General features: G+C 67.4%; 22 protein-coding genes. 15 read left to right on the forward strand and 7 right to left on the reverse strand.

Going from position 1 to position 26,420, the window contains the following annotated elements; all coding sequences use genetic code 11:
* The 5 genes from CEY11_RS03840 (at position 1) to CEY11_RS03860 (ending at position 5,627) form a co-directional block, all read left to right on the forward strand.
* Complete coding sequence (locus CEY11_RS03840) at positions 1-1,746, forward strand: dipeptide ABC transporter ATP-binding protein (RefSeq protein ID WP_088602058.1); 1,746 nt, start codon at positions 1-3, stop codon at positions 1,744-1,746.
* 233 nt (positions 1,747-1,979) lie between these two features.
* Positions 1,980-2,228 carry a GlsB/YeaQ/YmgE family stress response membrane protein gene (locus CEY11_RS03845; protein WP_088602059.1) on the forward strand — a complete coding sequence of 83 codons (249 nt, stop codon included), beginning with the start codon at positions 1,980-1,982 and terminating at the stop codon, positions 2,226-2,228.
* Positions 2,229-2,363: 135 nt separating this feature from the next.
* A complete protein-coding gene (locus CEY11_RS03850) occupies positions 2,364-2,738 on the forward strand; it encodes a YkvA family protein (protein WP_088602060.1) in 375 nt (124 codons plus the stop codon).
* Positions 2,735-4,213, forward strand: coding sequence for a DUF2868 domain-containing protein (locus CEY11_RS03855; protein ID WP_408608105.1), 1,479 nt, complete (start codon positions 2,735-2,737; stop codon positions 4,211-4,213). Before CEY11_RS03850 ends, CEY11_RS03855 begins: the two co-directional genes overlap by 4 nt.
* The gene (locus CEY11_RS03860; RefSeq protein WP_088602062.1) at positions 4,200-5,627 is read left to right on the forward strand and encodes a GTPase/DUF3482 domain-containing protein; all 1,428 of its coding nucleotides are present in this window, start codon (positions 4,200-4,202) and stop codon (positions 5,625-5,627) included. Before CEY11_RS03855 ends, CEY11_RS03860 begins: the two co-directional genes overlap by 14 nt.
* A gap of 271 nt (positions 5,628-5,898) precedes the next feature.
* Here the strand turns inward: CEY11_RS03860 and CEY11_RS03865 are convergent, their stop codons facing one another.
* The 3 genes from CEY11_RS03865 to CEY11_RS03875 all read right to left on the reverse strand — a co-directional run bounded on the left by CEY11_RS03865 (position 5,899) and on the right by CEY11_RS03875 (position 8,279).
* Positions 5,899-6,444: a TPM domain-containing protein gene (locus CEY11_RS03865; protein WP_233154711.1), complete on the reverse strand. Its 546-nt coding sequence runs from the start codon at positions 6,442-6,444 to the stop codon at positions 5,899-5,901.
* 259 nt (positions 6,445-6,703) lie between these two features.
* Positions 6,704-7,648 (reverse strand): TPM domain-containing protein, encoded by a 945-nt coding sequence (locus CEY11_RS03870; protein WP_198958848.1) that lies wholly within the window; start codon positions 7,646-7,648, stop codon positions 6,704-6,706.
* Positions 7,649-7,664: 16 nt separating this feature from the next.
* Positions 7,665-8,279 carry a LemA family protein gene (locus tag CEY11_RS03875; RefSeq protein ID WP_088602064.1) on the reverse strand — a complete coding sequence of 205 codons (615 nt, stop codon included), beginning with the start codon at positions 8,277-8,279 and terminating at the stop codon, positions 7,665-7,667.
* A gap of 513 nt (positions 8,280-8,792) precedes the next feature.
* Here CEY11_RS03875 and CEY11_RS03880 point away from each other — a divergent pair.
* The 4 genes from CEY11_RS03880 (at position 8,793) to CEY11_RS03895 (ending at position 13,604) form a co-directional block, all read left to right on the forward strand.
* Entirely contained in the window at positions 8,793-10,277 is a 1,485-nt protein-coding gene (locus CEY11_RS03880) for a DEAD/DEAH box helicase (RefSeq protein ID WP_198958827.1), read from the forward strand.
* 132 nt (positions 10,278-10,409) lie between these two features.
* Positions 10,410-11,039 carry a LysE family translocator gene (locus tag CEY11_RS03885; RefSeq protein ID WP_088602065.1) on the forward strand — a complete coding sequence of 210 codons (630 nt, stop codon included), beginning with the start codon at positions 10,410-10,412 and terminating at the stop codon, positions 11,037-11,039.
* A gap of 60 nt (positions 11,040-11,099) precedes the next feature.
* Positions 11,100-12,707, forward strand: a complete 1,608-nt coding sequence (locus CEY11_RS03890) for a peptide chain release factor 3 (protein WP_088602066.1) — start codon at positions 11,100-11,102, stop codon at positions 12,705-12,707.
* A gap of 219 nt (positions 12,708-12,926) precedes the next feature.
* A complete protein-coding gene (locus CEY11_RS03895; protein ID WP_088602067.1) occupies positions 12,927-13,604 on the forward strand; it encodes a 5-formyltetrahydrofolate cyclo-ligase in 678 nt (225 codons plus the stop codon).
* Between the two features lie 260 nt (positions 13,605-13,864).
* On the opposite strand, the gene bfr is transcribed toward CEY11_RS03895, so the two are convergent.
* Positions 13,865-14,335 (reverse strand): bacterioferritin, encoded by a 471-nt coding sequence (gene bfr, locus CEY11_RS03900; RefSeq protein WP_088602712.1) that lies wholly within the window; start codon positions 14,333-14,335, stop codon positions 13,865-13,867.
* Between the two features lie 227 nt (positions 14,336-14,562).
* Between bfr and CEY11_RS25910 the strand changes: the two genes are divergently transcribed.
* Complete coding sequence (locus CEY11_RS25910) at positions 14,563-14,685, forward strand: hypothetical protein (protein ID WP_269845250.1); 123 nt, start codon at positions 14,563-14,565, stop codon at positions 14,683-14,685.
* A 91-nt stretch (positions 14,686-14,776) separates the two neighbouring features.
* Here the strand turns inward: CEY11_RS25910 and CEY11_RS03905 are convergent, their stop codons facing one another.
* The gene (locus CEY11_RS03905) at positions 14,777-15,055 is read right to left on the reverse strand and encodes a (2Fe-2S)-binding protein (protein ID WP_088602068.1); all 279 of its coding nucleotides are present in this window, start codon (positions 15,053-15,055) and stop codon (positions 14,777-14,779) included.
* Positions 15,056-15,153: 98 nt separating this feature from the next.
* Positions 15,154-16,563 (reverse strand): RNA polymerase factor sigma-54, encoded by a 1,410-nt coding sequence (rpoN, locus tag CEY11_RS03910; RefSeq protein WP_456297769.1) that lies wholly within the window; start codon positions 16,561-16,563, stop codon positions 15,154-15,156.
* Positions 16,564-16,579: 16 nt separating this feature from the next.
* Here rpoN and CEY11_RS03915 point away from each other — a divergent pair, with 16 nt between their 5' ends.
* Complete coding sequence (locus CEY11_RS03915) at positions 16,580-17,152, forward strand: hypothetical protein (RefSeq protein ID WP_198958828.1); 573 nt, start codon at positions 16,580-16,582, stop codon at positions 17,150-17,152.
* A 301-nt stretch (positions 17,153-17,453) separates the two neighbouring features.
* Positions 17,454-19,160, forward strand: a complete 1,707-nt coding sequence (gene leuA, locus CEY11_RS03920; protein WP_088602070.1) for a 2-isopropylmalate synthase — start codon at positions 17,454-17,456, stop codon at positions 19,158-19,160.
* Between the two features lie 124 nt (positions 19,161-19,284).
* Here the strand turns inward: leuA and CEY11_RS03925 are convergent, their stop codons facing one another.
* On the reverse strand, positions 19,285-19,632 hold the full coding sequence (locus CEY11_RS03925) for a DUF1840 domain-containing protein (RefSeq protein ID WP_088602071.1): 348 nt from the start codon (positions 19,630-19,632) through the stop codon (positions 19,285-19,287).
* Positions 19,633-19,742: 110 nt separating this feature from the next.
* Here CEY11_RS03925 and CEY11_RS03930 point away from each other — a divergent pair, with 110 nt between their 5' ends.
* The 3 genes from CEY11_RS03930 (at position 19,743) to CEY11_RS03940 (ending at position 26,229) form a co-directional block, all read left to right on the forward strand.
* Entirely contained in the window at positions 19,743-23,591 is a 3,849-nt protein-coding gene (locus tag CEY11_RS03930; protein ID WP_088602072.1) for a phospholipase effector Tle1 domain-containing protein, read from the forward strand.
* A 232-nt stretch (positions 23,592-23,823) separates the two neighbouring features.
* Complete coding sequence (gene argS / locus CEY11_RS03935) at positions 23,824-25,509, forward strand: arginine--tRNA ligase (protein WP_088602073.1); 1,686 nt, start codon at positions 23,824-23,826, stop codon at positions 25,507-25,509.
* A gap of 6 nt (positions 25,510-25,515) precedes the next feature.
* Positions 25,516-26,229, forward strand: coding sequence for an SPOR domain-containing protein (locus CEY11_RS03940; RefSeq protein WP_088602074.1), 714 nt, complete (start codon positions 25,516-25,518; stop codon positions 26,227-26,229).
* The last annotated feature ends 191 nt before the right edge of the window (positions 26,230-26,420 follow it).

Genomic DNA, 26,420 nt, shown 5'->3' on the forward strand with positions numbered 1-26,420 from the left:
ATGGCATTGCTCGACATAGAAAAACTGCACATCGAATTCGCCAGCCGGCACGGTGCGCTTACGGCCATCGACAACGTCACGCTGTCACTGGAAAAAGGCGAAATCCTTGGCGTGGTGGGCGAATCGGGAGCCGGCAAATCCACCATAGGCAATGCCGTCATGCGGCTGCTGGAGCCGCCCGGCAAAATGACCGGGGGCGCCGTCAGCCTGCAGGGCCGGCGCATCGACCAGCTGCCGCCGCACCAGCTGCGCGAACTGCGCGGCCGGCGCATCAGCATGATCTTCCAGGATCCGCTGACCTCGCTCGACCCGCTGCAGACCATCGAAAGCCAGCTGGTCGAGACCATGCTGGTGCACCTGAGCCTGACGCGCCAGCAGGCGCACGCGCGGGCCGTCGAGCTGCTCGAGAGCGTCGGCATACCCGAGCCGCGGCTGCGCCTGCAGCAATATCCGCACCAGTTCTCGGGCGGCATGCGCCAGCGCGTGGTGATCGCCCTGGCCCTGTGCTGCGAGCCCGAGGTGGTCATCGCCGACGAACCCACCACCGCCCTGGACGTCTCGATACAGGCGCAGATCCTCGACCTGCTGCGCAAGCTTTGCAAGGAAAAGCAGGTCGGCATGATCCTCATTACCCACGACATGGGCGTGATCGCCGAAATTACCGACCGCGTCGCCGTGCTGTACCGCGGCAAGCTGGTCGAGGAAGGCCCCACCGGCAAGATCCTGGGCAACCCCGACCACCCCTACACCAAGAGCCTGATTTCGGCCGTGCCGCGCCCCGACGTCAAGCTGCGCCGCTTCCCGATGGTGACCTACATCGAGAACGTGCAGACCGACAGCCGCAAGGATCTGGACATTCGCACCCACTGGCTGGGCCAGGCGCGCGACTACGGCCGGCACGACGACACGCCGCTGTTGCGCGTGGAAAACCTCGGCATGCGCTTCGTGCTGAAAGATGCCTTCCTGAAGAAGAACCGCCGCATGCTGGACGCCGTCAAAGGCGCCAGCTTCACCATCCGCGAAGGCGAAGTCTTCGGGCTGGTGGGCGAATCGGGCTCGGGCAAATCCACCATCGCGCGCCTGATCGCCGGCCTGTACAAAGCCAGCAGCGGCTCGGTGATCTTCGACAACGTCAACGTTACGGCGCTGCGCAACGAGGCCGGGCTCAACGCCTTCCGGCGCCAGATCCAGATGGTGTTCCAGGATCCGTATTCCTCGCTCAACCCGCGCATGCGCATCCTGGACATCGTCGCCGAGCCCATCCGCTTCCACAAGCTGGCGTCCAGCGAGGCACAGACCCGCGCCATCGTCGCCGACCTGCTCGACTATGTCGGGCTGGGCCAGCGCGCGCTGCGCCGCTACCCGCACGAATTTTCCGGCGGCCAGCGCCAGCGCATCTGCATCGCGCGGGCGCTGGCCACACGGCCGCGCTTCCTGATCTGCGACGAGCCCACTTCGGCGCTGGACGTGTCGATCCAGGCGCAGATCCTGAACCTGCTCAAAGACCTGCAGGAAAAGCTGCACCTGACCATTCTCTTCATCAGCCACGACCTGCCCGTCATCCGCCAGATGTGCGACCGGGTGGGCGTCATGCGCCACGGCGAATTGCTGGAAGTCGCCGACACCGAAACGCTGTTCGCCCATCCGCAGCACGAATACAGCAAGCACCTGCTGTCGCTCATGCCGACGCTGCATTTCATGTCGCGCGAAGGCCTGGAACTCGAAAAGCCGGCCACCCTGGCCTGAGCAAGGGCCCGGCAGGCCCCGCCGCACGGGCTCGCCGCACGGCACCCCCTGTGTGACCTCCACGCCACACCCGCAGGAGGCAAAGCGTCAAAATTCGCCAAGCCCTAACTTTTTGAAACGAAAATTGCCCCCTCATGCTGGACGATGGTGCGCCCGCCGCCCTATGATGAACGCGCATGCTCGGCTCGTGCCGCTGTATCGGCTTTTCTCGTCAACTACCAGAAAGGATCACCATGGGTATCATCAGCATGATCATCGTCGGCTTCATCGTCGGCCTCATCGCCAGGGCCATCATGCCCGGGGAACAGAAGCTCGGCTTCATCATGACCGTCATCCTGGGTATAGTCGGTTCGCTGGTCGCCGGGTACATCGGCCACGCGGCGGGCTGGTACGCGCCCGGGCAAGGCGCCGGCTGGATAGGGTCGATCGTGGGCGCCATCATCGTGCTGTTCATATACGGGCTCATCGTCAAAAAATCCTGAGCTCCCGGGTACATCCCATACGGCCCCAAGGCACCCGGCAGGGTGCCTTTTTCATGGGCCGGGACGCGCCGGCCCACTACAATGTCTGCACGCCGGGCCGCGGTTCGGCCGCCGCCACTTTCTTGCGGAGCAAGCATGAATCCTCAATACTCCCGCCAGCCGCAGGCTCCCCAGGGCTTGTGGCGCAAGCTGCAGCAGCACGCCGGGGCCGCGGGCCGGGCGGTGCTCGAGAAGGCGCTGTACCTGTACTACGCGGCGCAAAGCCCGGCCACCCCGAAATGGGCCCGGCGCGTAATCTACGGGGCGCTGGCCTACTTCGTGCTGCCGCTGGATGCCATACCCGATCTGATCCCCGGCATCGGCTACACCGACGACCTAAGCGTGATGGCCGCGGCATTGGCAACCGTGGCGCTGTACATTACTCCGGAAGTCAGGGCGCTGGCGCAACACAAGATCGCGCAGTGGTTCGACGGCGAGCCGCACCGCGGCGCCACCCGCAGCTCGGCTTGATGCCCGGCGCCGACGGCCTGGCGGCCCACTGGATGGCCGAGACCGTGCGCCTGCGGGAGGCGCACTGGGGGCCGCTGGAAGACGCATCCGAATCGCGCCGCGCCCGCGCAGAAGGCCGGGGGCTGGCCGCCAAAATCCTGCTGCGCGCCCGCTATCTGGGGCAGCGCGAAAAGCTCGACGAACTGCTTGCTCGCTGGAAGCGCGGCGCGCGCCTGGCCCTGCTGGGCCTGGCCGTCGCCGCGCTATTCGCCGGCGCCGGCGCGGCCCTGGGCGCCCTCGGCAACGGCGAACGCCCGGTCAATCTGCTGCTCGCCTTGTTCGCCATATTGGGGCTGCACACACTCACTTTTCTGGCATGGCTGCTCAGCTTCGGCGTACACGCCCAGGTCGCCGGCCTGGGCCGCCTGTGGCTTTGGCTGACCCGCAAGCTGGCGCGCAGCCCCGACGCCGCCCTGGCGCCGCGCGCATTGCTGGAGCTCCTGTCGCGCAACGGCGCGCTGCGCTGGATCCTGGGCGGTGTCAGCCATGGCCTGTGGGTCTGCGCCTTCGCCAGCCTGCTGCTGGTTCTGGTCGCAGTGCTGTCCACGCGCCGCTATACCTTCGGCTGGGAAACTACGCTGCTGTCGGCCGACGCCTTCGTGCACGCCACCACGATACTGGGCTGGCTGCCCGCCAGGCTGGGCTTCGCCATGCCGGCGGCTGACATGGTGCGGGCCAGCAACGGCCTGCACACCCTGCCGGCATCGGTGCAAATGCTCTGGTCGAGCTGGCTGCTCGGCTGCGTGCTGGCCTACGGCCTGCTGCCGCGCCTGCTGGCACTGCTGCTGTGCCTGTACATGAGCCGCAGGCGCCTGGCCGCCACCGCGCTCGACGCAAGCCTGCCGGGCTACGCCGAGCTGCGCGAACGGCTGCAGCCCTCCAGCGAGCAGACCGGCATCGACGCCCCCGACACGGGGGAGGTTGCCACGCGCATACCGTCCGGCCATGGCGCCGCGCAGGCGGGCCGGCCGCTGGTGGTCGGCATCGAGCTGCCGGGCGACGAGCCCTGGCCGGTGCAGGCGCTGCCGGAGGGCATGGCCGACGGCGGCAATATCGATAGCCGTACGCAGCGCAATGCGCTGCTCGAAAGCCTGCGCGCCCATCCGCCGTCGCGGCTGCTGGCCGTCTGCGACGCGCGCCAGACACCCGATCGCGGCGCCCTGGCGCTGCTGGCGGAATTGGCGGCGCCGGCCGGCGAGCTGCGGATACTGCTGCATGGCGCCGCCGCGGGCGCGGGCCGCAGCGCGGCATGGCGCGAGCGCCTGGCCGCCGCCGGCCGCCCCGCCGACAGCCTGTATGAACATTGGCCGCCCGCGCTCGCGTGGCTGCAGCATGGCGGCGACCCGAGCCAGGCAGACAGCGGTGCCGGGCCCGACGCCCCGGCGCCGGGAAGGCCGCAGCCCCCATTGCAGGAACACCGCGATGGCCGAAACTGAACGCGCCCGCCTGCGCCTGGCCGTCGTCGGCCACACCAACACCGGCAAGACTTCGCTGCTGCGCACGCTGACGCGCGACGCGGACTTCGGGGTGGTGCGCGACAGCCCCGGCACCACCCGGCACGTGCAGGGCGCACGGCTGCTGGTCGAGGGCCAGCCGGCGGTAGAGCTGTTCGACACCCCCGGCATGGAAGACGGCATGGCCCTGCTGGATTACCTGGATCAACTGGCACAGCACGCCGGCACGCGCCTGGACGGCCCCGAACGCATCCGCCGCTTTCTCGACACGCCCGAGAGCCAACGGCGCTTCGAGCAAGAGGCGCGCGTGCTCAGGCAATTGCTCGACTGCGACGCCGGCCTGTACGTGGTGGATGCGCGCGACCCGGTGCTGGCCAAGCACAGGGACGAGCTGGCCATACTGGCGGCCTGCGGCAGGCCCCTGCTGCCGGTACTGAATTTCGTGCGCAGCCCGCAGCAGCGCTGTGCCGCGTGGCGTGAGGCCCTGGCGCGGCTGGGCCTGCATGCCAGCGTCGAATTCGATTCCGTCGCCCCGGCCCTGGACGGCGAGGCGCAGCTCTATGACAAGCTGGCGCTGCTGCTGGATGGCTACTCCGGCCTGCTGCGCACGCTCAAGGACGACATCGCCACCCAGCGCGAGCGGCGCCGCCACGACGCACTGCTGCTGATCGCCGAGCTACTGGTGGACGCCGCCGCCTGGCACCTGGCCACTGCGGTGGACGAGGAGTCCCTGCGCAATGCCACCGCCGCGCTGCGCGACAAGCTGCGGCGCCGCGAAGGCCGCTGCGTCAAGGCGCTGCTCAAGCTGTACCGCTTCCGCACGGCCGACTTCCCGCAGCACGCGCTGCCCCTGGAAGGCGAACGCTGGGGCATGGATCTGTTCCATCCGCAAGCCCTCAAGTCAGTGGGGGTGCACGTCGGCAAGGGGGTCGCGGCCGGCGCCATGGCGGGCGCAACCATCGACGCCTTCACGGCCGGCATGAGCCTGGGCGCCGCCGCGCTGGCCGGCGCCGCCATCGGCGGCCTGTGGCAGGGTGCAGACCGGCTCGGCAAGCGGCTGCTGGGGCGCGTGCGCGGCTACCGCGAGCTGGGCGCGGACGATGCCGTGCTGCGACTGCTCGGGCTGCGCCAGCTGGATCTGCTGGCGGCGCTGGAGCGGCGCGGCCATGCCGCCCAGGAAGGTATCGAGCTACCGCGCGATGCCGGCGCCATGTGGCTCGACGCGGCAGGCGGCGCGGCCGCGGCGGCGCTGCGCAAGGGACGGCTACCGGAAGAAATCACGCTGGCGCGCAGCCAGCCGCAATGGTCGACGCTGTCGGACGACTATGAAAACACGCCGGAGCGGCGGCGGGCGATCGCCGCACTGGCTAGGCATCTGGGCGACGTTCCTTCATAAAGCTGCATGCCGCGCCGCCAGAACAAGTTCGACGCAAATATGTATTGAATTTTTCTGGCGTTTACCTAACGGTCATGGCGGGCGCCGCCTCCCCCGAGGATGAAAGAGGCTTCTTTCACGCTAATGCCTGATGCAGTGCTTCGAAGAGCGTAAATATCCTGGCTGAAAAGGCTCCACGCGGACGCGCAGTACCGGTTGAAGGCACCGGTATCCGGCTCCTCAGCGCCATGGCAAATCCGCGGAGGTCGCAGTGGCCGGCCCTGCAGCGGCCCTACAACATCACCGGCTCGTCGGGTAGCGCATTGGGGTGCGGCGCGCCGGGCACGGGCGCGGGGCAGTGCGCCTGCAACAGCTTTTCAATGGCGTCGACGGTTTCCAGCAAGGCGTGGCCGTAGCGCCCGGCGGCCAGGCCGGCCTGCAGCTGCGCGCAGGCCTCTTGCCATGCGGCGTCGGGAACGCCCACTCCGCGGTCGGCGATGATTTCCACATAGTGCCTGTCCAGGGCCAGGTACAGCAGCACCCCGGTGTCGCCCGGCGTGTCCCAGACCTTGAGCCGGCCGAAGACTTCCAGCGCCCGCAAGCCGCAGTCGCGCTCATGCGGCGGCGCAACCGCCTCGACCGCTACCATCAGTTCGCCCGTATGGCCGCGTTCGGCGCGGCTGATATGTTCGGCGATCTCGCCCAGCAGCCGTGCCGTGAAATGCCTGCGGCGCAACCAATGTCCCTGGACGTAGCCCCAACCCGTGAGTTCGCGCCACGCGGTGCCGCCTTTGCGTACCTTGGATTTATTTTCGGTCATAGCATCGGGTGTCGTCATGTTCAATTTGGTTCGTGGCAGCCGCGATATACACCTCGCAGCATGGCTCTTCGAGATCCGGCGGCGAGCCTAGACACAATGTATTGACCTACCCCCCTCAATTACGGCTCTGCGCCCCTGGTTGCAAAACCTCTAGCGTAATCCGCGTCGCTTGAGCTGCGGTAGGTCAATATATTGTGTCTAGCATGCACAGGCCCTTATCGATCCAGCCCTTGCCGGGAAAGGCGAGCCAAGTCATTTTTTCCGCGATGAGGTGCCGCTACCAGCTGCCCGAAGCGCCACCGCCGCCGCTGCTGCCGCCACCCCCGCCGAAACCGCCGCCACCGCCGCCGAAGCCTCCGCCGCCGCCAAAACCCCCTCCAAAACCGCCACCGAAGCCGCCCAGGCCGCCTATTACCCCGCCGGTACGCGAGACGCGGGCCGCGCCGCGCCGCCCGGCTCTTGCGGCGCGGGCCACGTGGCTCAGGACGAAGGCCGCCACGGCTCCGGCCAGCGCGTAGCCTATGCTGTGGAACATCAAATAGACGAACAGCGCCGCGGCCAGGGCCGCGAAGGCCGAAGGCAGCAACATGACGATGAAGGCCAGCGGCAGCAGCATCTGCACCGGCGCGGCATCGCCGCCCGAAGCCCCGGCGCGCGCAGGTGGCGGCGGCAGGGACTCGCCGTCGACCAGCTTGACCAGACTGTCCACACCCGCCTTCACCCCTGCGGCGAAGTCGCCCTGCTTGAAGCGCGGCGCGACCTGCTCGCGGATGATGCGTCCGGCCAATATGTCGGGCACCGCGCCCTCCAGGCCGTAGCCGACCTCGATGCGCAGCTTGTGGTCGTCTTTGGCAATCACGAACAGAATGCCGTCGTCGACGTTCTTGCGCCCCAGCTTCCACTTATCGAACACGCGGACGGCGTATTGCTCGATGGTGTCCTTGCCGATGGACGGCACCATCAGCACCGCGATCTGCGCCCCCTTGCGCTGCTCCAGCGCGGCCAGCTGCTGTGTAAGCTGCGCCTGCGTGGCGGCATCCAGGGTGTGCGTCAGGTCGGTAACGCGCTGCGTCAGCACCGGCACGTCCTGCTGCGCGCCGCACAGCGGCGCGTACAGCGCGAACAGCGCAAGCAGGCACGGCAGCAGCCATGGCGCGAGCCACGCCGCCATGGTCGAACCGGCACGATTGGCGCGGGCTGGCGCCGCGGCGCTGTATAGCATCATGATGCCTCCGCGGTCATTTGGCTGCCGCCGGCTCCGGCAGGCTGAACTTCACTTCGGGGTCGCGCATCAGTTGCTCTTGCTGCGCCACGCCATAGTTTTCCATGGTGTGATAGCCGAATATCTTGGCCGTGATCAGCGTCGGAAACTGCCGGATGGCCAGGTTGTAGGCCTGCACCGCCTTGACGTAGCGGCCGCGCTCGGTGGCAATGCGGTTTTCCGTGCCCTCGAGCTGCGTCATCAGGTCGCGGAACAAACCGTCGCTCTTGAGCTGCGGGTAATTCTCGGACACCGCGATCAGGCGCGACAGCGCCGAGCTGAGCTGGCCCTGGGCCTGCTCGAACTGCTTCATGCGCTCGGGGTTGTCGAGGTCTTTGGCGCTGATCTGCAGGCTGCCGACCTTGGAACGCGCCTCGGTCACCTGGGTCAGCACCGCGCGCTCGTTGACCATATAGGCATTGACCGAGTTCACCAGCTTGGGCACCAGCTCGGCGCGGCGCTGGTACTGGTTCAGGGTCTCCGACCATGCGGCCTTGACCTGTTCGTCCAGGCGCTGGATGTCGTTGTAGCCGCAGCCCGAAAGCATCACGGCCAGGCAGGGCAGGAGCAGGGCCAGCAGGAATCGTTTCATGTATAAGCGGGGTATGTATCGTTGAACGGAAACCGGGAAAAGCCGCCAGCAGTCGCGCAGCCGCACAGACAGCACCTGTGGCTGCGGCTATGGCTATGGCTATGGCTACGGCTACGGCTGCGGCTGCGGCTGCGGCTGCGGCACATGCGGATTGTCGCGGCAATCGGCCGCGGGCGGCATCCCATTTAACAAAACCTTACCATTGCAGGCCGCCGCAGGGGCCGCAGCACCGCCGGCCTTGCGCAAAACCGGCGGCAGTGTGATCCGAACGCCACATAAAAGGCATCGAGCGCCCGGCATTCCACTTGGAATGCCGCCGCATACGACAGGCGTGGCGCATCTACGCTACAATGGCAGGCTTAGCGCGTCATGCCAGTCAACGCGCATCTCGCAGGCCGTGATCGTATTGATCCTGTCGGCCCTGCCAGCAGCTGATCCCTCAGCCTCACCTTTTTTCGCCTGCCTAGATTGGTCTCTCTCGACTCGAGCGATAGGCTGTCGCGGGAGTTTTTCTTGAATACGCAATCTTCATTTGCCTCGCTGGGCTTGGCAGAGCCCTTACTGCGCGCCATTTCCGATACCGGCTACAGCCAGCCGACCCCCATCCAGGCGCAGGCCATCCCCACCGTGATGCAAGGCACCGACGTCCTGGCCGCGGCCCAGACGGGCACCGGCAAGACCGCCGGCTTCACGCTGCCGATTCTGCACCAGCTCATGCAGCGCCCGCTGGCGCAGCGCAAGCCCGGGCGGCCGCGCTGCCTGATCCTGACGCCGACGCGCGAACTGGCCGCACAGGTGGAAGAATCGGTACGCACCTATGGCAAGTACACCTCGATGCGCACCATGGTGATGTTCGGCGGCGTCAATATCAACCCGCAGATCAGCGCCCTGCGCAAACCCCTGGACATCCTGGTGGCGACGCCGGGCCGGTTGCTGGATCACGCGCAGCAAAAGACCGTGGATCTGTCGGGCGTGGAAATCCTGGTGCTCGACGAAGCCGACCGCATGCTGGACATGGGCTTCATCCGCGACATACGGCGCGTGCTCGCGCTGCTGCCCAAGCAGCGCCAGAACCTGCTGTTCTCCGCCACCTTCTCCGACGAGATCCGCGAGCTGTCGCGCGGTGTGCTGAACCAGCCGGTGGAAGTCTCGGTGGCACGGCGCAACACCGCTTCGGAACTGGTCAGCCAGAGCGTGGTCATGACCGAACAATCGCACAAGCGCGACCTGCTCAGCCACATCATCCGCGAAAGCGGCTGGCACCAGGTGCTGGTCTTCACCCGCACCAAGCACGGCGCCAACCGCCTGGCCGAAAAACTCGTCAAGGACGGCCTGTCGGCCGCCGCGATCCACGGCAACAAGAGCCAGGCGGCGCGCACCCGCGCGCTCAGCGGCTTCAAGGACGGCAAGGTCGCCGTGCTGGTGGCCACCGACATCGCCGCGCGCGGCCTGGACATCGAACAACTGCCCCACGTGGTCAACTTCGAGCTGCCCAACGTGCCGGAAGACTATGTGCACCGCATCGGCCGCACCGGCCGCGCCGGCAGCGAAGGCGCGGCCCTGTCGCTGGTGGACTCCAGCGAAATCAAGCTGCTCAATGCCATCGAGAAGCTGATCCGCAAGCCCATAGAACGCAGCACCGTGGCGGGCTGGTCGCCCTCGATGGTCAAGGCCGACCCCACCCCCGAGCGGCGCGAACCCCAGCCCGGACGACGTTTCGGCGCGGGCCAGGGGCGTGGCCGCCAGGACGCCGCACCGCGTGCGCGCGGCGCCCGCCCGTCGGCACAGGGCCGGCCGGCACAGCCGGCGGCCAGGAACGCGGAACGGCGCGAAGGCGAAAGGTCGGGCGCGGCCCGTTCCGGCACGCCCCGGCCCGGTTCGGCCAGGCCGGCCGCAGGGCGCGCCGAAACAGCGGCCCGCCCCGACTCCGCGCGGGCTAGCGGCAGCGGCCGCCGGCCCGCACAGGGCGCCGCGGCGCTGCTGAGAAAATCCGCCTGACGGGGCGCGCAATCAAAAAAGGCAGAGGCGTTGCGGCGCCTTGCCGTACTATCTGTACCGTCAGCGGCTGCGCGCCTCGTTCCTCCAGGCGCCTGCCGCTTTGATTGCAAAACCCGTGCGAGGCCTGCCGCCATGCCGCTGTCCACCTGGCTTACCTTTTTCGCCGCTTCCTGGGCGATCTCGTTCTCTCCCGGCGCGGGCGCCGTCTCGGCCATGGCCGCGGGGCTCAAGTACGGCTTCCTGCGCGGCTACTGGATCACGCTGGGGCTGATCTCGGGCATCCTGTGCCAGCTGCTGGTGGTAAGCGTGGGCCTGGGAGCGCTGCTGTCCGCGTCCGAGGTGGGCTTCGCCATCGTCAAGTGGCTGGGCGTGGGCTATCTGATCTACCTGGGCTGGCGGCAATTCCGCAGCGACGCTTCGCCCGTGGCCGTGGACGCCGGCAACCCGGCCGCCTTCCGCATCCGCGAACTGCTGCTGCGCGGCTGGCTGGTGAACGTCACCAACCCCAAGGGCACCGTGTTCCTGCTGGCCGTGGTGCCGCAGTTCCTGGATCCCACGCGGGCGCTGACGCCGCAGTACCTGGCCATAGGCGCGACGCTGTGCTTCACCGACATCGTGGCCATGGGCTGCTATACCGCCCTGGCCTCGCGCGCCCTGAAGCTGCTGCGCAAGCCGCGCCACGTGCGCTGGCTCAACCGCTGCTTCGGCGCGCTGTTCATCCTTGCCGGCACGGTGCTGGCCACGTTCAGCCGCCACAAATAAGCCCGTAAGCGCCATGCGCCGCCACGCAGCCGCGGCGCGCACACACGTTAAAATCCTCGCATGAGCATCAAACAAGAAGTCGCGCGGCGACGCACCTTCGCCATCATTTCCCACCCCGACGCGGGCAAGACCACACTTACCGAGAAACTGCTGCTGTTCGCCGGCGCGATCCAGATCGCGGGCAGCGTCAAGGCGCGCAAGGCCAGCCGCCATGCGGCCTCCGACTGGATGGAAATCGAAAAGCAGCGCGGCATCTCGGTGGCCTCTTCGGTCATGCAGATGGAATACCGCGACTGCGTGCTGAACCTGCTCGACACCCCGGGCCACCAAGACTTCTCCGAAGACACCTACCGCGTGCTGACCGCGGTGGACGCGGCACTGATGGTGATCGACGCGGCCAACGGCGTGGAGCCGCAAACGATACGGCTGCTGCAGGTCTGCCGTGCGCGCAACACGCCCATCATCACCTTCATCAACAAGCTCGACCGCGAGGTGCGCGAGCCGCTCGACCTGCTCTCCGAGATCGAAGCGCACCTGGGCATGGACGCCGTGCCCTTTTCCTGGCCCGTGGGCATGGGCCGCGCCTTCGGCGGCGTGTTCGACATCCGCCGCGACCGCATGCGCGTCTTCAAGGCTGGCCAGGAACGGCGCGGCGCCGAAGACGAAATCATCGACGGCCGCGACAATCCGGCGATTGCCGAACGCTTCGGCGACGCCTACGCCCAGGCCCGCGAGGAAATCGACCTGATCGAAGCAGCGGCCCAGCCCTTCGACCACGCCGCCTTCTTGGCCGGCCGCCAGACCCCGGTGTTCTTCGGCTCGGCAATCAATAATTTCGGCGTGCAGGAAGTGCTCGACGCGCTGGTGGAGCTGGCGCCCAAGCCCGGGCCGCGCGCCGCCCTGGAGCGCGAAGTGCAGCCCGACGAACCGCGCTTCAGCGGCGTGGTATTCAAGGTGCAGGCCAATATGGATCCGGCGCACCGCGACCGCGTCGCCTTCCTGCGCGTCAGTTCGGGGCGCTTCGAGCGCGGCATGCGCCTGAAGGTGTCGCGCACCGGCAAGGAAATCCGCCCCAACAACGTCGTGTCGTTTCTTTCGCAGCGCCGCGAACTGCTGGACGAGGCCTATGCCGGCGACGTCATCGGCATCCCCAATCACGGCGTGCTGCAGTTGGGCGACGTGCTCACCGAGGGCGAGAACCTGCAGTTCACCGGCCTGCCCTTCTTCGCGCCCGAGCTGTTCCAGGCGGTGGAAGTCAAAGATCCGCTGCGCACCAAGCAATTGCGCACCGGGCTGACACAGCTGGGGGAAGAAGGCGCGATCCAGGTGTTCAAGCCGGCGGCGGCCGGCGGGGCGCTGCTATTGGGAGCGATCGGCCAGCTGCAGTTCGAAGTGGTGGCGCACCGCCTCAAGACCGAATACGGCGTGGACGCGCGGCTGATGCCGTCGCGCTACAACATGGCGCGCTGGATCACGTCGGACGACCCGAAGGCGCTGCGCAAATTCCTCGATTCGAACGCCGCCAATATCGCCTACGACGTGGTCGATGCCGTGGCCTTCCTGGCCAGCTCGCCAGCCCAGCTGCGGGTCGCCGCAGAGCTGTACCCGGCCGTGCACTTCCACGCCATGCGCGAGCATGGCGGCCAAGTGTTCGGCGACAAGGCCTGAACGCGCCATGGGCAGTCCTCAACCCGCCGTCGGGGAACGATACGCCGCCGGCAAGATCAGAACTTCTCCTAACATTCTCGCGGGCGCACGCGTGCCCGCGTTGTTTATACTAGGATTTGTCCTCTGGATGGCCACCGCGGCGGGCTGGCGCCCGCGTGCCTCAGCCGCCGCCCCCGGGCAGCAGAGGCTCATACATTTCATGAACCGAGGGTAAGTCGCATGTCCTGGCGTTTCCTCATTGTCGTATTGCTGGTTGCCGCAGGCGCGTCCGCCTGGGGCGGCCTGCGCCTGGGAGACTGGCTGGTGGTGCACGCCCCCGTGGCGGCCACCGACATGCCCGGCCAGTCCAAAACCGATGCCGTGCCGGTGCTGGACGCCAACGGCCGTCCTTACACGGCCCGACCGCCCCAGCCTCTGGTCAACGGCACCTTCGGCGTGCCCGAACCCATCCCGCCGGTTACCTGGGAACTACCCGAAAAGGCGCTGGTTGACGCTTCCAACCCGAATGCCGTGGTAGATCTGGCCACCACCACCATCACGGAAGACGAGGCCAAACAAATCGCAGCGGCCGGCGCGGGCGCCGGCCAGCCGCTAGTGGGCATCGCCGACGTGGGCGGCCTGAACTTGGGCGGCGGCGTCGGCACCAACGGCTCGCAGCCCATTCAGCCGATCCAGCCCGTGCAGCCAGTCCAGCCCGTCGAAGCTCCGCCCCCGCCGCCCGCACCGCCGCTGGACAACAGCGGCGAGTGGCGCACCGCCCTGCATCGCGAAATTCTCGCTTGCAGTGCCCAGAGCTTCTTCGAAAGGCCCAGCTGCGCCTGGACTGCCCGCAAGAAGTACTGCGAGCCCAACAACGCCTGGGGCAAAGTGCCCGACTGCCCGGCCAAGAGCTTCTGATACGGGCTTGCGCTCAAAGCGACAAGCGTGCCGGATCAAAGCGACAAGAGTGCCGGAAGAATCACGCACGTAGCCGTCGAACGGCATAAGTAGTATGGATACGCCCGGGCAAAGCAACGCCGCGGGCTTTTTGACAGCGCATCCACAGTTTTGACGGCGCATCAATAGGGGCACGAAGCGCGGCGCACGGCAGCAGGCCCGCGCCCCGCTTTCGGCGGAGGCTCGCGGGCGCTGCCCGCTGTTCACCCGATATTTGCCCGCTACTCGTCCATTTGCGACTGCAGGTAGTTCTGCTCGCCCACCTTGCCGACCAGCTCGATCTGGGTTTCCAGCCAGTCGATATGCTCTTCGGTGTCGTTGAGTATGTCCTGGAACAGGTCGCGCGACACGAAGTCGCGCACCGATTCACAGTACGCCATACCTTCCTTCACCGTGTCCTGGGCCATGGATTCCAGCTTCAGGTCGCACTGCAGGATCTCGGGCACGGTCTCGCCGATCAGCAATTTATGCAGATCCTGCAGATTGGGCAGGCCGTCCAGCATGAAAATGCGCTCGATCAGGCGGTCGGCATGCTTCATTTCGCCCAGCGACTCATCGTATTCATGCTTGCCCATCTTGTTCAGGCCCCAATGCCGCAGCATGCGGGCATGCAGGAAATACTGATTGATGGCGGTAAGCTCGTTCTTGAGCTGTTGATTCAAATATTGGATGACGGTTTTATCACCTTTCATGGCCATGCTCCTGTAAGTTGCGCGGCTGCTGAAACAAGCAGCATCGAGCGGGCGTACACCCGCAGCGCGGCGCGCCATGGCGCCGTCATAAATGCAAGGCTAGCATGGGAAATCGACGATTTCACCCACCTTGAACGGGGCGAAGGGCGCGTACAGAGAACGGGGATGGGAACGCTAATGATTCCACATGTAGCTACCGCTCAAGGCCTTGCAAGAGCGGATGCCAGATGGAACAAGGGCTGCGGCGGCAAGCACCAGCGCATTTTTGGGAAAAATCGGGGACAAAACAGACCGGCGGACAGGGCCGCCACGGCGATGAAGAGGAGGGAAAGCCGATGCGGGAAATTTGAAACAAAAAGCAACGGCACCGCCCCTAAGCCTGTCGTTGCGATTCACGGCCGCCGGAAAGGCGCCCCGGAAACGCACAGGCGCGGCAGCGGATCAGGCGCGGCGGGCGACGACTTCCACCAGCTCGGCGGCACCGACACGGGCGTCGTTGGCTGCGGCACCCGCCAGCACACCGCCACCCAGGCCGTACTCGCCGGTGGCGTGCTCGGCATGGCGGCCGCCAGGCAGATATTCGGCAACCGTTTCAGCGCAGCAGCCGCAGCAGGTCGCGACCCCTAATTGGGCCTGCAGATCCGACAGCGAGCTGGCCCCTTCCGCAACAGCGGAACGGACGTGGCTTTCGGTGATAGCGTTGCAGATACAAATGAACATGAGAACAATTATCATCCGTCGCCCTGTAAAAAGCAAGCGACAAATGCTGCACCGCGTCGGCTCGCCGCCACAACTGCCGCCGCACCCCGCGCCCGCGCTCAGCCCGATTCCAGCGCGGCCCGGGCCTTGCGCAAGGAAGCGGGCTGGATGCCCGCGGCTTCGCGGTACTTGGCCACGGTGCGGCGCGCGATCACCACGCCGCGCTCGCTCAGGCTGGCCGCGATCTGGCTGTCCGACAAGGGCTTGGCGCCCGACTCCTGGGACACCAGTTGCGCAATCAGCGTGCGCACCGCGGCGGCCGAGGTCGTGTCGCCGTCCTCCGTGCCCAGCGCGCTACCGAAGAAACGCTTCAGTTCCAGCACGCCCCAGGGCGTGGCCGCATATTTCTGGCGGGTGGCGCGCGACACGGTGGATTCGTGCATGCCCAGGGCCTCGGCAATATCGCGCAGCACCAGCGGCCGCATGGCCTGCATGCCGCGTTCGAAGAATTCCTGCTGGCGTTCGACGATGGCCTGCGCCACCCGCAGCACGGTTTCGAAACGCTGGTTGACGCTGCGCAGCAGACCGTGAGCCTGCTGCAATTGCTCGTGCAGCGGGCCGCGCTCGCCGCTTTGCGACAGCAGGCGCTCGTAGTGGCTGTCGACGCGCAGCCGCGGCACGGTGGCGGGATTCAGGCGCGCCACCCAGCGGCGCCCCGCCCTGGACACCAGCACCTCGGGCGTCACGAAGTCGGCGACGTTGCCCGCCCAGGCACGGCCAGGCCGGGGCTCGAGCCCGCGCAGCAGCGCATGCGCACCGCGCAGGGTTTCCTGCGAGCAGTCCAGGGCCGCGCGCAGGCGCGCCAGATTGCCGGTGGCGAGCAGATCCAGATGGCGCTGCGCCAGCACGCGCGCGCAGGCCCGCACCTGTGCATCGCCCTGGCCGCCGCCCGCATCCATCTGCAGAATCAGGCATTCGCCCAGAGAGCGCGCGCCCACCCCGGGCGGGTCGAAGGATTGCAGCAGCCGCAAGGCCGTATTCAGCTCTTCGGCTTCGACGCCCAGCTCGGGCGGCAGGCAGGCCGCGATTTCCTCGAGCGGCGTCTGCAGATAGCCGTCGTCGTCGAGTTCGTCGATCAGCAGCGTCACCAAGGCCACGTCGCGCCCGCCGGCGCGCGTCAGCCCGAGCTGGCCCAGCAGGTGCTGCGCCAATGTTTCCGTCGCGGCCGCCTCGGGCCGTTCGAATTCGCCGTCTTCGCCAGCATGACGCCCCGGCAGGGTCAGGTTGGCCCAATCGTCGCGCGGCTCGGCATCGGCGGCCTGGGGCTCGGCGGGTTCCGGTGCCGCGCCATCAATGTCATACTCTGCCTCCGGCTGTCGCTCGAGCAGCGGGTTGTCCTGCAGCGCCTGCACGATTTCCGCCTCGAGGTCGGGCGCCGAAAGCTGCAGGAACCGTATCGATTGCTGCAGCTGGGGTGTCAGCGCCAATTGCTGATGGTTACGAAGTTCTAATGAATGGCGCGCTTGCATAGGTACAATATTTTGCATGAAACAGAATCCAACATCACAGCCCACCCGCCAAGATGACGCCCTGCTGCGCAATGCCTTGCTCAAGCTGACCGCGGCCCAGAAAATCACCTGCGTGGTGGTGATCGTGGTGGTGGCGCTGATCTGGTACGACCTGCTCAATCGCCTGGTGGCCTTTGGCCACGATCTCGATTATTCGGGCCTGCATGCGCTGGGCCCGCAGGCCATCGAATTCATCCAGCAGTACAACCCCTTCTTCTGGTGGGGCCTGGTCGCGCTCTGCACGCTAATTATTGCGTATTTTCTGTACCGCTACGTGCGCGGCAGCCAGGACAAAGTGCGCGGCAAGCTGGTCAGCGCCGAGATGTTCACCGAACTGGTGCAGCAATTGTCCGAACCCGCCAAAGAGGTGCTGCGCTGGGCCTGGCAAGACCGCCGCGACCCGGTCACCGTTGGCGATCTGCAACGCACCGCCCACGAGTTGCGGGCGCGCCGCGCCGCCAAGATCACGCTGGCGCGCCAGCACGAACAGGCCCTGGATACCGCCGCGCCCGCCCCCGCGCCAGGCGCCAGCGGCTTGCAATCTTCGTGAAAATATGGTCGACTATGGGAATGGAAGCACGCGCCCATTCCCTTCAATCCGTCTTGCGCAGCCACGCTGCGGGCGGTTGTGCGCGCATTGGTTCTTCCCATGGCGCTTCCACGCCCCCCGCGGCTTCTTCCCTTCCCCTCGCCCTATCGCTACTGCTACCGATCGGTTGCCGGGCCTAGCGTTCCCGTGGCAGTTCGGCAACCGTTGCGCCACGCATACATACATCGCCGCTCGGCCCATTCCTGAATATCCCGTGCCAGCCGGCGATCTCGCTTAGATTCCAGCCTGATAGGTGCACGACATGATTCCCCGTCCTTCCGATAAATACCGGCCGTTCCGCCCTTTTACCCGCGATTTCTCCGAACGAACCTGGCCGTCGCGGCGCATCGAGCATCCGCCCATCTGGATGAGCACCGATCTGCGCGACGGCAACCAGTCGCTGATCGAGCCCATGAGCGTAGAGCGCAAGCTGCGCTTCTTCGAACAGTTGATAAAAGTCGGCTTCAAGGAAATCGAGGTCGGCTTTCCTTCCGCCTCGCAGACCGACTTCGACTTCGTGCGCAAGCTGGTCGATGAAAAGCGCATTCCCGACGACGTCACCATCATTGTGCTGACGCAGGCACGCGAAGACCTGATCCGCCGCACCGTCGACGCGGCCGCCGGCGCCAAGCGCGCCATCGTGCACCTGTACAACGCCTGCGCGCCGGCGTTCCGCAAGATCGTCTTCAACATGAGCAAAGACCAGATCAAGGAAATCGCGGTCAGCGGCACCCGCGTGGTCAAAGAGCTCACCGCGCAGCATCCGGAAACCTCGTGGCGCTACGAATATTCGCCCGAGGTCTTCAGCACCACCGAGCCTGAATTCGCGCTGGAAGTCTGCAACGCGGTGGGCGACGTCTGGCAGCCCACGCCCGAATCCAAGATCATCTTCAACCTGCCGGCCACGATCGAGGCCACCACGCCCAATCTGTACGCCGACCAGATCGAATGGATGCACAAGAACCTGAAGCGCCGCGACAGCGTCGTGCTCAGCGTGCACCCGCACAATGACCGCGGCACCGCGGTGGCGGCCGCCGAATTCGCCGTCATGGCCGGCGCCGACCGCATCGAGGGCTGCCTGTTCGGCAACGGCGAGCGCACCGGCAACGTCGACCTGGTGACGCTGGCCCTGAACCTGTACACCCAGGGCGTACACCCGGGCCTGGACTTCTCCGACATCGACGAAGTGCGCCGCTGCGTCGAATACTGCAACCAGCTGCCCGTGCACCCGCGCCACCCCTACGCCGGCGATCTTGTGTTCACCGCCTTCTCGGGCTCGCACCAGGACGCCATCAAGAAGGGCTTCGCGCAGCAGCAGCCCGACGCCCTGTGGGAAGTGCCCTACCTGCCGATCGACCCCGCCGACCTGGGCCGCAGCTACGATGCGGTGATCCGCGTCAACAGCCAGTCCGGCAAGGGCGGCGTCGCCTACCTGCTCGAACAGGAACACGGCCTGGCGCTGCCGCGCCGGCTGCAGATCGAATTCAGCCGCGCCATCCAGCGCGTCACCGACGAGACCGGCTCGGAAGTCACCTCCGGCGCGGTGTACAAGATCTTCAGCAAAGAGTACCTGGAACAGAACCAGCCCTGGAAACTGGTGCGCCACCGCATCAGCGGCGACCCGCAGGCCGGTAGCGGACACCAGTTCGCCATCGAGGCCGAGGTCGAGGAAAACGGTGTGATCCGCCATCTGCAGGGCAAGGGAGACGGCGCCATCGCCGCCTTCGTCAACGCCTTGGGCATGCCGGTACGCATCATGGACTACCACGAACACGCCATAGGCACCGGCACCGACACCCGCGCCGCGTCCTACGTGGAACTGCGGGTAGGCGATTCGGCCACCGGTTTCGGGGTGGGCATCCACCACGACATTGTCACGGCATCGTTCCTGGCCATCCTCAGCGCCGTCAACCGCCATGCGGCGACCGAGGCGGCGCAAGCCACCGCGGCCGAAGCGACCACGGCCTGACCCTTGCGCGCGGCATGTGCCGCGCCATGCAAAGGGCCGCGCCGGCTATATGCCGGCGCGGCCTTTGTTTTGGCCCTTTGTTTTGCTTGTATCCCCTGGCGGGGGCGACGGCCCGCCCGGGCGACTACCAGGTCGTGGGGGCGGGCTCCCAGAGCACGTCGGCGTCTTCGTCGCGCGACAGCTTCAGCATGGCCAGCAGAGGCCAGGCGCGGCGCCGGAAGCTTACCGCCTGCGACACGGGATGCTCTTTGGAATCGTTCTGGTCATTGTCGAAGGGAATTGCCGAGTCGGGATTCGCCGAGATGGCATTTTCTATGCCGGCGATGGCCTGGGCAAGCTGGTCGCGCGTGATGACCCCGCGGTCGGGCATGCTGTCGGTATAGGGCTTACCCGCCGCCTTCAGTATGGGCAGCGCGTGCTCTTTGAACATCAAGACTTCGGCCGCGGCCTTCGAATGAAATACAACTAGCATTGGCAGGTTTTCCTCAATGGACACATGGATACACTACCCTATCTTGCACAGGCTGCCAAGCGGCAATATGGGAGGCATTACCCGTACCGCCCCATGCAGGAGAACGCCTCATGCCGCCGCGCTGCATCCCGATACTGCTGCTCGCGCTGTGCTGCGCGGCAGGCGCCCATGCGCAGCTCAGTTGCGGCCCCACGCCCCTGGGCCAGCCCTGCGGGGCAGGCGGCATCGCCACCCTGCCCGCCAGCACCGAGCCCGGCATCAACCTGGGGGCGGGCAATCCCGTCAACCTCGCCACCGGCAATAAATACCAGCAAGAACTCGACCTGCCGCCCAGCCGGCTCGCCCCACGCCTCGAACTGCGCCGCCACTACAACGCGCAAGACCCGCGCGATTCGGCCCTGGGACGCGGCTGGGCCTGGTCTTACGACACGCGGCTGTATCACGCGGGCGGGCGCTGGCAAGTCGTGCAGGCCGACGGCAGCCGCATCGCCTTCATCGCCGACACCGATGCCGGGGCGCACGGCGTCGTGCCCGCCCTGCACGCCGCCCATGGCAGGCTGGAACGGCGCAATCGGCTATGGGTCTGGATATGGCCCAACCGCCAGCAGCATTATTTCGACCGCCGCGGGCGCCTGGCACGCATCGTGTTTCCCGAAGGCGACGTATTGCGCATCGAACGCCACCCGCCGGCCGCGGCGGGCTTGCAAGCCCGGGCGCAGGCGGGCCAGATCAGCAGGCTGGTCGGCAGCCGGGGCGTCGCGCTGGTGTTCCATTACCAGATCCATGGCGGCCGCGCCTACATAGACCGGATCGAATCGCCCGCCGGCATGTTCCGCTATGTCTTCGAGCCCGTGCCCGCGGGCACGGGCCGGCGCCTGCGCGAAGTCGCGCGTCCCGACGGCATGCGGCGCCGCTACCTGTACGAACCGCAACAGCAGGCGGGCCACGCCCGCCACCTCACCGGCATACAGATCGTCGCGGCCGACGGCCGCAGCCTGCGCACGGCAAGCTGGGCCTACGACACCCGCGGACGCGCCGTCATGTGGGCGCCCGGCCAGCCCGACGCCGCGGGGCGGCTGCACATACGCTACGTCGAACCCGCCACGGCGCGGCGGCCCGGCACGACCGAGATCACCGATAGCGGCGGGCGCCTTACGCGCCTGCGCATCGCCCGCATCGGCGCGTACTACCGGGTACTACAAGTGGACGGTGCGCCCTGCGCGGGCTGCCCGGCGCCGGGCACCCGGGCGCGCTACGACGCGCAGGGGCGCCTGCTGCACATCAACGGAACCGACCTGATCCGCCGCCCTTCGGGCGCGCTGGCGGCCATACGCGCGCCGGGCTCGGGCTGGCCGGGGCTGGAATTGCACTACGGGCTATGGGGGCGGCGCAGCGCGTGGGCCAGCACGCTCACCGGTGCCGAAAACCTGCGCTACGACCAGCGTGGCCGGCTCATGCAGCGGGCCTACGCCAACGGCGACCGCTGGGCCTATCGCCACGATGCCCGCAACCGCCCCAGCCTCATCCTGCACAGCAATGCGCAGGGCTCGGCCCGCACGCACGTAAGCTGGCAGGGCGGCCTGCCGCTGCGCATCGACCACCCGCACGAAACCGAGGCCCGCCACTACGATGGCCTCGGACGCTTGGCAGGCCATGACGTCGCCAGGCCTGCCCTGGGGGCCCGCCCCGCCATCCGCTACAGCGAAGCCTTCCGGTACGACCCCGCCGGCCGCCTGCTGCACCATCAGCTGCCCGAAGGCGGCGCGCTGCACTACCGCTGGGGCCCTCGCGGCCGGCTGCAGGCCATAGACTGGGTCGACGCACGGGGCCGCAGCCGCCCCGTCATCGCCGGCGATCCGCGGCGGCCCGGCTACCGCTACGGCAACGGCCTGGAACTGCAGGTGCGCGTCGCCGGCCGCCGCGCCCGCAGCCTGGCGCTGCACCACCACGGCACGCTGGTGTGGGCGCAGCACCTGCAATATGACGCCGCCGGCCGCATCGCGGGCGAGCGGCATAGCGTTCCCTCGCTGCGCCACGAACAGGCCTGGCGCTATGCCTACGACACACGCTCGCGCCTGGTGGGCGCGCAACGGGCGCAAGCCGCAACGCCCATCTGGTATGCCTGGAACGAAGACGGCTCGCTGGCTGCGCGCGGCGCGCCGGGCCACAGCATCAAGCCGGCCATCGTGCGCGACGCCAGCGGCCTGCCGCTGCAGCACGACGGCTTCCGGCTGACATACGGCCCACAGCGCCGCCTGGCGTCCGCGCAGCGCAACGGCCTGGCTCACCGCTACTTCCACAATGCGCGCGGCCAGCGTATTGCCGTGCGCTCTCCGGCCGGCGACATCGATTATTTCTACCTGGACAACCGCCTGGTGGCCGAAGCCCGGCATGGACGAGGCCCGGGCCGGCCGGAGCAAGAGCAGGGGCAGGGGCAGGAGCGGAAGCGGGAGCAGAGGAAGGCACAAAGACAGGGGCCGGTGCAAACACAAGCACAAGAGCAAGCACAAACACAGGCACAGGCACAGGCACAGGCACAGGCAGGCTATTCCATCACGCGCCGCTATATCTATGCACGCCACGCCTTGGTGGGCTTCATCGACTACGCCACCGACCCGGCCACGCACGCACCCACGGCTAGCCTGTACGCGGTGCACTCCGACCTGCTGGGCGCGCCCCGCCTGGTCACGGACGCCGGCGGCCGCATCCGCTGGCTGGCCGAGTACGAACCCACCGGCTCGGCGCGGCGCATCGCCGGCGACCTGGAACTCGACCTGCGCCTGCCCGGCCAGGTGCTGGATCGCGGCACCGGCTGGCACGATAACCTGCTGCGCACCTACCTGCCCGGCCTCGGCCAATACCTGGAATCCGATCCGCTCGGCCCCCTGCCGGGCAGCCAGGCTCTGGGCTATGCCGCGCAGCAGCCGCGGCGCCACGCCGACCCGCTCGGGCTGCTGCTGTTCGCCTTCGACGGCACGCGCAACAGCCCCATATCGCAGACCAATGTCTGGAAACTGAGCCAGTGGTACCAGGACGGGCCCGTGTTCTACCAAAGCGGCCCGGGCAACTCCGCCGCCTTCGACTGGGACGCCATCACCGCCCACTCGGCCGGGCAGATCCTTGAAAACCAATGGGACTTCCTGCTGGTCGAACTGGCCGACGCGGCGGCCTCGGGCAAGCGCAACGAGACCATTCCCATAGACATCATCGGCTTTTCCCGGGGCGCGGCCATGGCGCGGCACTTCGGCAATATGATCGCGCAGCAAGTCAGCGACGGCCTGTTCTCCTATCAAGACACGGATCTGGGCCTGGTCACCGCTTGTGTCGACCTGCGCTTCATGGGGCTGTTCGACACAGTGGCCCAGTTCGGCCTGGACGGGGTGGCCAACCAGTTGTACGACCTAAGCATTTCGGCCGCCTGGCAGTGGGTGGCACACGCCGTGGCGCTACAGGAATACCGCTGGATGTTTCCTCTGACCAGCGTCGCCGGCGCGCCCGGCGGCAATGCCGTGGAAGCGCCGTTCATCGGCGCGCACTCCGACATCGGCGGCGGCCTGGCGATCGACGAAAACGACAACTACGCGACGCGCGGCGACCTTTCCGACGTCGCCCTGAACTGGATGCTGTGGCAGGCGCGGGCGGCGCTGGTGCGCTTCGATACGCCGCCGTCGGCCGACCGCCGGATCACCGAGCCCATCCTGCACGACCAGCGCTCGTCCATCGTGCGCACCCTGTACGACGGCGACCGCGCTGTGCAGACCGCCGCCGGAACCACCCAGTACGCGCGCCAGGACGAGCACCCCGACCTCGGCCGCGAGCGGCGCGAAGCCACCGAACAGTTCATCGCGCGCCTGGAAGGCTGGCATGCAAGCGGCTCGGACGAAGTCGGCACGGTAGACATGGCAGGCTACGCGCTATGGCTGCAACAAGAGCTGGGCTGGCAAGCCGTTCCCGCGTGAAGGCGGCCCCATGGGCCCGCGCCGCAAGCGCGCCCCCTACTGCCATGGCCCGGCCGGCGCCGCCGGGCTAGTGTCTGTTGACGCTAAAGCCGCAAGGCCGGCGGCCGGCGGCAAATCACGCTATTATTTATACCTTCCGGCCCGCCGCAACACGCGGCGCCAACCGGCACTTCCGCCAGACCCCTGCGCGGGGCCGCGCACGGCTCTGCTACGCCTTATACCAGCACTTCTTATGCTCCCAGAGCAACAAAAACAACTTATTGCACTGATCCAGGCCGCCGTGGCCGCCATCGTCCCCGACGCCCAGGTCACGGTCACCCTCGAACGCCCCAAAATAGCGGCCCACGGCGACATCGCCACCAACACCGCCATGCAGCTGGCCAAGCCGGCGCGGCGCAACCCGCGCGAGCTGGCGCAGCAGATCGTCGAAAGGCTGCTGGCCGATTCCGCGTTCCGGCAGCTGGCCGAAAGCGCCGAAGTCGCCGGCCCCGGCTTCATCAATTTCCGCCTTACCGCCGCGGCGCGCCAGGCAGTGATCCACGCCGTGGCCGAGCAGGGCGAGCGCTACGGCATGCTGGAGCCCGGCGGCGAGAAAGTGCTGGTCGAATTCGTCTCGGCCAACCCCACCGGGCCGCTGCACGTGGGCCATGCGCGCCAGGCGGCGCTGGGCGACTCGCTGTGCCGGCTGTTCACCGCCCGCGGCTATGATGTCACCCGCGAGTTCTATTACAACGACGCCGGCAACCAGATCAACAACCTGGCCGTCAGCGTGCAGGCGCGGGCGCGCGGCATCGCCCCCGACGCCCCGGAATTCCCGGCCGACGGCTACAAGGGCGACTACATCGCCGACATCGCCCGCGACTTCCAGGCCAAGGCCACGGTGCAGGCCTCCGACGGCGCGCCGGTCACGGCCAGCGGCGACCTCGACAATCTCGACGACATCCGCCGCTACGCAGTGACCTATCTGCGGCGCGAACAGGATCTCGACCTGCAGGCCTTCGGGCTGAAGTTCGACAACTACTACCTGGAAAGCTCGCTGTACACCAGCGGCAAGGTCGAGCGTACCGTGCAGGCCCTGATCGCCGCCGGCCATACCTACGAAAGCGACGGCGCGCTGTGGCTGCGCACCACCGAGCTGGGCACCGGCGACGACAAAGACCGCGTCATGCGCAAGTCCGAAGGCGGCTACACGTATTTCGTGCCCGATGTGGCCTACCACGTGGCCAAATGGGAACGCGGCTTCCATCGCGCCATCAACATCCAGGGCAGCGACCACCACGGCACCATCGCGCGCGTACGCGCCGGCCTGCAGGGCCTGAACCTGGGCATACCCAAAGACTTCCCCGCCTACATCCTGCACAAGATGGTGAAAGTGGTGCGCAACGGCGCCGAGGTCAAGATCTCCAAGCGCGCCGGCAGCTACGTCACCATGCGCGACCTGATAGACTGGGTCGGCCAGGATGCGGTGCGCTTTTTCCTGATCCAGCGGCGCGCCGACTCCGAATTCGTGTTCGACATCGACCTGGCGCTGTCGCGCAACGAAGAAAACCCCGTCTACTACATCCAGTACGCGCACGCGCGCATCTGCTCGATGCTGGCCCAGTCTGAACACCCGGCCGAAACCATCGCCGGCGCCGACCCGCAGCTGCTGACCGCACCCACCGAATTCGCCTTGCTGCAGCGCCTGGCGGAATACCCCGCCACCGTGGCCCTGGCCGCGCAGGAACTGGCGCCGCACCATATCGCGTTCTGGCTGCGCGACTGCGCCGCCGATTTCCACGCCTGGTACAACGCCGAGCGCGTGCTGGTGCCGGAAACCGGCCTGCAGCTGGCGCGCCTGCGCCTGGCGGCTACGACCCGCCAGGTGATCGCGGCGGGCCTGCGGCTGCTGGGCGTATCTGCCCCCGAAAGGATGTAATCCGCCATGGCCAATACCAAGCGCAAATCTTCGGGATCCCGATCGGGCGGCAACACCCTGTTCGCGATGCTGGCCGGCCTGATCATAGGCCTGGCGCTGGCCGCCGCCGTGGCCACGTTCGTCATGCGCGCGCCCATGCCCTTCGTCGACCATGCCACCCGGGAGCCTGCCAAGACCGCCCTGCTGCCCAACGTCAAGGACGCGCCCGATCCCAACCTGGGCCTGTACGGCGCGGACGGCGGGGCCGGCACGCTGCCCCAAGGCGGCCCGGTCAATACGGCCCCCAAGCCCCTGCCCGGCAATGCGCCGCACGGCGCGCCGGCGCCGGCAGCCAACGACAATATCAGCAAGTTGATCGCCACGCTTACCGACACCAGCAAGCCCGCGCCCGCCCAGGGTGCCGCGCCGGCGGCGCCGGCCCGTGCACCATCGTCCGGACACTCGGCGGCCGCCACGCAGCCCAAACCCGCAGCGGCGGCGCCGGGAACACAGACCGTTTACTATCTGCAGGCCGGCTCGTTCCACTCCAGCAGCGAGGCCGAGGCCGTCAAGGCGCGCATCCTGATGCTGGGCCTGCCGGTGGCAGTGCAGAAGGCGCAGGTCAACGGCACGACCGTCAATCGCGTGCGTGTCGGGCCTTTCAAGGGTATAGATGAAATGAACCGCTCGCGCACCCGCCTCGGAGAAGAAAAGATCGCCTCGACGGTGGTGCGCCAATAGGCCCGCCGGCGCGGTTCGGCCGGCGCAGGCCGGCCTGCCGCGCGACCGCCTGGGGCAAGTTCTGCGCAAGGGTGTACTGGATTTTCACGGCGCCTGCCTGATGCGGCGCGTTGCAGCGTGTGTATGTGCATATATGAGGCGACAATACCCCCGATTCAGGCCCGCGCGGCCCGAACTATACGGGCCGGCCT

Origin of the sequence: Candidimonas nitroreducens (genome assembly GCF_002209565.1) — a bacterium.
Lineage (GTDB): Bacteria > Pseudomonadota > Gammaproteobacteria > Burkholderiales > Burkholderiaceae_B > Candidimonas > Candidimonas nitroreducens.